Source organism: Bacteroides sp. Marseille-P3684, assembly GCF_900291465.1.
Lineage (GTDB): Bacteria > Bacteroidota > Bacteroidia > Bacteroidales > Bacteroidaceae > Phocaeicola_A.
The window spans coordinates 939438-947527 of sequence record NZ_LT985808.1 but is presented as its reverse complement, the minus strand read 5'-3'; the positions used below and the strand labels follow the sequence as shown (position 1 = coordinate 947527).

The window sequence follows — 8090 nt, the reverse complement described above, 5'->3', positions numbered from 1 at the left end:
GGACAATGCCCGGCTTCTCTGGTTCTCCTTCATATCTTTACAAACAAACATCAGCAGTACAAGACCGGATAGAAAGGTCTCCATCCTATTCGGAATCCTGAAGCTCCAGAAAGGAGGTGTTCCAGCCGCACCTTCCGGTACGGCTACCTTGTTACGACTTAGCCCCAGTCACCGGTTTTACCCTAGGACGACCCTCGCGGTTACGTACTTCAGGTACCCCCGGCTCCCATGGCTTGACGGGCGGTGTGTACAAGGCCCGGGAACGTATTCACCGCGCCATGGCTGATGCGCGATTACTAGCGAATCCAGCTTCGTGGAGCCGGGTTGCAGGCTCCAGTCCGAACTGGGAGGGGTTTTCGGGATTGGCATCCTGTCGCCAGGTAGCGGCCTTCTGTACCCCCCATTGTAACACGTGTGTAGCCCCGGACGTAAGGGCCGTGCTGATTTGACGTCATCCCCACCTTCCTCGCATCTTACGATGGCAGTCCCGGCAGAGTCCCCAGCTTTACCTGATGGCAACTGCCGGCAAGGGTTGCGCTCGTTATGGCACTTAAGCCGACACCTCACGGCACGAGCTGACGACAACCATGCAGCACCTCCACAACCGCTATTGCTAGCTGTCGCGTTTCCGCGACATTCGGTTGCAGTTCAAGCCCGGGTAAGGTTCCTCGCGTATCATCGAATTAAACCACATGTTCCTCCGCTTGTGCGGGCCCCCGTCAATTCCTTTGAGTTTCACCGTTGCCGGCGTACTCCCCAGGTGGAATACTTAATGCTTTCGCTTGGCCGCTGACATTGTATCGCCAACAGCGAGTATTCATCGTTTACCGTGTGGACTACCAGGGTATCTAATCCTGTTTGATACCCACACTTTCGAGCATCAATGTCAGTTACAGCTTGGTGCACTGCCTTCGCAATCGGAGTTCTTCGTGATATCTAAGCATTTCACCGCTACACCACGAATTCCATGCACCTCAACTGCACTCAAGGCTCCCAGTTTCAACTGCAGTCCTACGGTTGAGCCGCAGAATTTCACAACTGACTTAAAAGCCCATCTACGCTCCCTTTAAACCCAATAAATCCGGATAACGCTCGCATCCTCCGTATTACCGCGGCTGCTGGCACGGAGTTAGCCGATGCTTATTCATAAGGTACATACAAACACCTACACGTAAGCGACTTTATTCCCTTATAAAAGAAGTTTACAACCCATAGGGCAGTCATCCTTCACGCTACTTGGCTGGTTCAGGCTCGCGCCCATTGACCAATATTCCTCACTGCTGCCTCCCGTAGGAGTTTGGACCGTGTCTCAGTTCCAATGTGGGGGACCTTCCTCTCAGAACCCCTATCCATCGTCGGTTAGGTGGGCCGTTACCCCGCCTACTGCCTAATGGAACGCATCCCCATCCTTTACCGGTTCGCACCTTTAATTGAATCCCCATGCGGGAATCCAATGCCATCGGGTATTAATCTTACTTTCGCAAGGCTATCCCCGAGTAAAGGGCAGGTTGGATACGTGTTACTCACCCGTGCGCCGGTCGCCATCCGAATTTCATTGCTGAAACTCTATGCTGCCCCGCGACTTGCATGTGTTAAGCCTGTAGCTAGCGTTCATCCTGAGCCAGGATCAAACTCTTCATTGTAATGAATTTCTTTAATCTCTTTTGCCCGGATTTCCGATTTCCTTTTGACTTATTGTCCAGGTTTTGACGTTGACCTTTCATACCCATTCCGCTGATTACCAATCATCAGCAGAGCTCTTGTACTACTTGTCTGTTTGTTGCATTCTTTTCAAGTATCTAACGCTTTGCAGCGGCTTTCCTTATCGAAAGCGGATGCAAAGGTAGAGCTTTTGCATATACACTCCAAACATTCTTCGCACTTTTTTTGAATATTTTTTGAGGCTTTCTCCTAAGGGTTTCATTCACAGATATGTTTTACAACATGTTTTTCAGGGATTGTTTCGTGGATGTGACGGGGAAACGGGTGAGAAATGGCGGATTGGTATGGAGAGAATAGGGTGCTTATTTGCGTTTGTTTACATTTTAAAAGGGAATTACAGAAATGACGGGTCTGGGAGATACATATAATAATGTAGGGGCGACCGGTCTGGTCGCCCGGTCCAATCATCATTGCCCCGTTATTATGGGCGACCAGACCGGTCGCCCCTACATTCGTGGGGTGGACGTTCCGGAATTACGTTTTGACAAAATGTCAAACGAAGGGGGCTATAATGTCTTTCCTCGCACCAAAATACGATTTGGTGGGTTCGGAGGGCCTTCTCGGGCGATTTGCAAAATACAGATTGATGCAGGCAGGGGTGCTGGAACAACATTCCGGAGGGTGTTGGGAACGGATGGGTGTCCTTTTTCTGTTTTCGGTTCCTAATGGTTCCCTTTTTATTACCTTCCGATTTGTTGACACGGCACACCTTCTGGAGAAGGAAACCCGGTGTTTTTGTGTTTCAATTTCCAAAGATTTGACTTCCGGGCGCGAAACAATTGTGTTTGGCAGGTGAAACTATATTGTTTGACGCGGCAAACTATATTGTTTGGCGCGCGAAACAATATTGTTCCGGGCACGTTTTGCCTGTTTTTCGAAAATGAAATGTATAGTTTTCTAAAATGAAGGGCTTTTTTCGGGCATTCCGTTTGCAATCATTCACGTTTCGTCTCCAGATTATCGGATTTTCGAAAAGGACGAGTTAGCGGAAAAGGGGGATTTTGATGTTTCTGTATGGTGAAGAGGCTAAAAGCATGGCAAAATGTTATCCGGCACAACAAATGGAGGATAAGTGAAGGAGGCACACGGGAAAGCCGGATGTTCGTCTGCTTTTTTCATCCGTCTGCTTATCATGTTATCCTAAAAATACGTATTTTTGCGACCGAACACAAACATGTCTTGTAACGAAAAAATGTCGGAGTCGGAGAGAAATATCCTGTTTGAGGACTTATTCAAATCACATTTCCACCAGCTGTATGTGCATGCCTGCGGCTATGTGCAGGATGAGGAGTGTGCCAAGGACATCGTACACGACTCTTATTGCTACCTCTGGGAACACTTCGACCGCTATGCCGACAACTCTTCCTTTCTCACCTTGCTGTATACATTCGTCCGAAGCCGTTGCATCGACCATCTGCGACAGAACCGGGTGCAGGAAAACTACCTCCTCCAGCGTCCGGAGGACGACGTCCGCGAGGAAGACGACTACGAGGACTATGAACAGGTTCTCGAACGGGTGATGGCAGCCATCCGACGTTTTCCCCCGCAGACACGGCGCGTATTTACCGACTGTGTGTTCCGCCACCTCAGCTACAAGGAGACGGCAGAACATCTCGGCATCAGTCCGCTGACCGTCAAGACCCTCATGGCACGCGCCCTCAAGCAGCTCCGTCAGCAAAAAGAATTTTTTTCACCCGTCGTTGTACTCCTTTTGCATGCCTTCTCCGTTCTATAGGCAAAGCATGAGGAAACATGGAACATGACAACGACTTGGATTATGCCCTGAAGGTGCTCGCCCAGCGGGAGCTGGAGCTGACACCGGAGTTCCGTCGGTGGATAAAGGACCGACGGCACCGGGAACTGTACACGCAGCTCAAGGCGATGTACGACGCCATCGGCATGAACGAAGATGCCCTGCCCGACACACAGGCAGAGTGGGAACGCCTGCAACGGGGCGTCCGTGAAAAGAGACACGCCTTCACACCCCGGGCGGCTCACGAGAGTCCGGGACACCGGAAGCTGACCGTCCGCCTCATCGGCATCGCAGCGTCAGTCTGCCTGCTCGTGTGGATTGGCACGGGCATACACTCCCGACTGTCGGAACCGGAAGTCCTCACCCTCACCCGGATGGACCCTCATCCGCAGGAAATCACACTGAGCGATGACGGGGGACAGAGTGTCCTCGTCCTCTCCAAGCAGACGGACGCTGACACGCTCTCTACCTTGGGTGCTACCCTGACGGACGGAACGGAGCTGGCGTACGGACAAGAGCAGGCGGCGTCCGCCGAACCCCGGCAACAGACCCTGCGAACACCTCGGGGAAAAGACTTCAGGCTGGTACTCGCCGACGGGACCACCGTCTGGCTCAACGCAGAGAGTACGCTGGAGTATCCCTCGCACTTCGATGGAGAGGAGCGCGTGGTCCGGCTGACGGGAGAAGCTTACTTCCGGGTAGCACCCGACCCCGAACATCCGTTCATCGTGCAGACGCCCCGACTGGAGGCACAGGTGCTGGGAACGGGCTTCAACGTCTGCGCCTACGAAGGCAGCCGTCCGCATGTCACCCTCGTGGAAGGGAAGCTTGCCGTCGCCAGCCCCCATTACCACCTGCTGCTGCGTCCGGGTGAAAACGCCGAACTGGACGAAGACGGAAGCATCCGCATCCGGGAAGTGGACACACGCGTCTACACGGCATGGATGGACGGCTACTTCTACTTCGACAACGCCTCCCTCGCCGACATCGCCCGCGCACTGGGCGAATGGTACAACCTCACCGTGGACATCGCCGACCCGCGGGCTGCCGACTACCACTTCACGCTCTGGGTCAACCGACGGGAGAGCATCGCCCACGTGGTCAGCACCCTCAACGAGCTGGGCAAGGTCAAAGCCTCGCTGGACGCACACACCCTGACAATCAACTGAACTATTAACCCCTATAACACAGACACACTATGGAGCTGAGAAAGAACACCTCGTCCTGCCATCCACTCCACCGGGGCTTCCCCTTGGGCAAGCACTCGATGAAGTACGTCCTGGCAGCCTTCCTGCTCGCGGGACCTGCCGCTGCCGAAGCGCAGAACCTGCAACAGGCCATCACGCTGCAAGTCAACAACACCTCACTGGCTGTGGTACTGAAACAGATCAGCCAGGCGTCGGGCTACAAAATCAACTTCAACACCGAAGACCTGCAAGGGCTGACCGCCACCCTCAACACCGGAGGCAAGAAGATGACCGTCGCCGACATCCTGAACCGCCTGAGTGCCGACCTGCCCATCCGCTACCGGATGGAGAAGGACTTCATCACCGTCAGCCGGAAGGACCGTCCGCAACCGGAACAGGCACGGGAGAAACGCCGCGTCAGCGGTTACGTCTTCGACGAGTCCAATGAACCGCTGCCGGGCGTCAGTGTCCGCGTGGAAGGTGAAGAGGGAGGAAACATCACCTCGGTCGACGGAAAATACCTGATTGCCGTCCCGTCAGAGGGTGCCACCCTCATCGTGTCGTACATCGGCATGGAGACCCAGCGGGTGCATATCGCCGCAGGTACCACCGACGTGACACGCAACATCGTCCTCAAGAACGACGCCGAGAAGCTCAGCGAGGTGGTCGTGACGGGTATCTTCAACAGCACCCGCGAGAGCTATACGGGTGCCGCCAGCACGTTCACCCACAAGCAACTGTCGGAGTCGGGTAACCGCAGCCTCATCTCGACCCTGCGCAACCTCGACCCGAGCTTCAACATTGCCGACAACCTCGCCATCGGTTCCGACCCGAACAGCCTGCCCAGCATCACCATCCGTGGTGCATCGGCGCTGCCGACCGACGTGCAGGACATGCAGGTGAGCGCCGACAACCAGCGCACCGCCAACCAGCCGCTCTTCATCCTCGACGGCTTCGAGATTTCACTGACGCGCTTCATGGACCTCGACGAGAGCCAGGTGGAGAGCATCACCCTCCTGAAGGACGCCAACGCCACCGCACTCTACGGTTCGAAAGGTTCGAACGGCGTCGTGGTCATCACCAGCAAACCCATCGAACCGGGCAAGCTGCGCTTCAGCTACAAGGGAACCCTCAGCGTGGAAGCGCCCGACCTGACATCATACAACCTCATGAACGCACGCGAGAAGCTGGAGTATGAACGGCTCGCCGGACTGTATGAGGCAGACGACGTCCAGACCGACCAGGACCTGAAGTCGCTCTACAACCAGCGGCGCATGGACGTGGAACGCGGCGTGAACACCTACTGGATGAAGTATCCCATCCGTACGGGCGTCGGCTCGCGCCACAATGTCTCCATCGAGGGAGGCGACGAACACCTGCGCTATGGTGCCGCCATCACCTACAACAACGTCGAGGGAGCCATGAAGGGGTCCGACCGCAACACGCTCTCGGGCAACATGTTCCTGCAATACCGTTACAAGAACTTCACCTTCCAGAACAACCTGCAAATCACCAACACCACCTCGAACAACTCGCCCTACGGCTCCTTCAGCGAATACTGTGCCCTCAACTCCTACTACACGCCCTACGACGAGGAAGGCAACCTGAAGAAGACGCTCGAGGACTTCTACTACCCGATGACCGGCGACCGCAACACAGTCTACAACCCGCTCTACAACGCCTACCTCCCGCGGAAGGACAGCAGCGAGTACACCGAAATCACCAACAACTTCTCCGTCGAGTGGTACATCCTGCCCGAGCTCTTCCTGCGCGGACAGTTCTCCTACACGAAGCAGACGAGCCGCTCGGACCTCTACTACCCTGCCAGCGACACGATGTTCGACACCTACACCGGGGAGGACTACAAGCGGAAGGGACAGTACACCTACGGCACGGGGGACTCGCAGAGCTACGAGGGGCGCTTCACGCTCAACTACTCGAAGACCTTCCGCGACGTGCACCAGCTCTTTGCAGGACTGGGTATCACCGTCAACGAATCCAGCGCAGAGAACTACAGCATCGTGGGTGAAGGCATCTCGGTCGACAACATGGACTTCCTGGGCATGGCGAACCAGTATGAACAGGACGGACGCCCCTACGGAACGGAATCCATCTCGCGTGGCTTCGGTGCCCTGTTCAACCTGAACTACACCTACGACCGGCGCTACTTCGTCGACCTGAACGGCAAGTACGACGGCTCTTCCCAGTTCGGTGCCAACAATCACTTCGCGCCCTTCTGGTCCACGGGTGTGGGCTGGAACATCCAGAACGAGAAGTTCATGGAGAACCTGCGGTGGATCAACATCGCCCGCCTGAGAATGTCGTACGGTATCACCGGTTCGCAGAACTTCGCCTCCTACCTCTCCATCCGCTCCTATCAGGACTTCGGCGGCATCAGCACACAGAACTGGTACGGCGTCTACCTGATGGCATACGGCAACCCCGACCTGCAATGGCAGAAGACCTCGCAGTACAACTTCGGTCTCGACCTGGAGCTGCTCAACCGACGGCTGACCTTCAGTATCGACGTCTACAACAAGATTACCAACGACCTGCTCGCTGACGTGAACATGCCCATCTCCGGCGGTTTCGAGAGCTACAAGGCAAACGTCGGCAAGGTGCAGAACCGCGGTTACGAGCTCAGCGCCTCGGCACAGCTCATCCGCGACGTGGAACGCGACCTGCGCTGGACCGTCGGCGTGAAGATGGCACACAACGAGAACCAGGTGAAGGAAATCTCCAACTCGCTGGAGAACCTCAACGAAGACCTGCTCAACCAGGACTCCTACAACCCGAGCTTCATCTACCGCGAAGGCGAGTCAATGAACACCATCTACGCCGTTCCCTCGAAGGGCATCGACCCGAGCACGGGACGGGAAATCTTCGTGAAGCGCGACGGGACGGAAACCTTCGAATGGGACGCTGCCGACCAGGTGCCTTGCGGCGTGGCAGAGCCCAAGATACAGGGTACGCTCAACAGCAACATCCGCTGGCGCGGCATCACCTTCAACATGGTCTTCGGCTACCGCTGGGGAGGAAAGTCCTACAACAGTACCCTCGCCTCGAAGGTGGAGAACATTGCACCCTATGGCAATGCCGACCGCCGCGTGCTCTACGACCGCTGGAGCCAGCCGGGCGACGTAGCGCTCTACAAGGGTGTGCAGGACATGACCGAGACACGCCCCACCTCGCGCTTCGTCTTCAAGGACAATGCCTTCTACTGCTCTTCGCTCAACCTGGGCTACGAGTTCCCCACCGAGTGGACACAGCGCAACCTGGGCATCTCCTACCTGGCGCTCAACGGCTACCTCGAAGACCTGTTCTACAAGTCGACCATCAAGCGCGAACGCGGTACCGACTATCCGTTCTCCCGCAAGTTCTCGCTTTCACTCACAGTCAGATTCTAACCCCTCAACACCAACAGACGT

Annotated in this window: 3 protein-coding genes and 1 rRNA gene; 3 read left to right on the top strand and 1 reads right to left on the bottom strand. The window is 55.7% G+C overall.

Annotation, left to right across the window (positions count from 1 at the left end; genetic code table 11):
• Positions 1-109: 109 nt before the first annotated feature.
• Positions 110-1643, bottom strand: a 16S ribosomal RNA gene (locus tag C8275_RS03650).
• Positions 1644-2896: 1253 nt separating this feature from the next.
• Here C8275_RS03650 and C8275_RS03645 point away from each other — a divergent pair.
• Genes C8275_RS03645 through C8275_RS03635 form a run of 3 tightly spaced genes read left to right on the top strand, consistent with a single transcriptional unit; the run spans position 2897 to position 8069 of the window.
• Entirely contained in the window at positions 2897-3457 is a 561-nt protein-coding gene (locus C8275_RS03645) for an RNA polymerase sigma-70 factor (RefSeq protein WP_106484139.1), read from the top strand.
• Positions 3458-3474: 17 nt separating this feature from the next.
• Positions 3475-4644 (top strand): FecR family protein, encoded by a 1170-nt coding sequence (locus C8275_RS03640; protein ID WP_106484138.1) that lies wholly within the window; start codon positions 3475-3477, stop codon positions 4642-4644.
• A 29-nt stretch (positions 4645-4673) separates the two neighbouring features.
• Positions 4674-8069: a SusC/RagA family TonB-linked outer membrane protein gene (locus C8275_RS03635; protein ID WP_106484137.1), complete on the top strand. Its 3396-nt coding sequence runs from the start codon at positions 4674-4676 to the stop codon at positions 8067-8069.
• Positions 8070-8090: the final 21 nt, after the last annotated feature.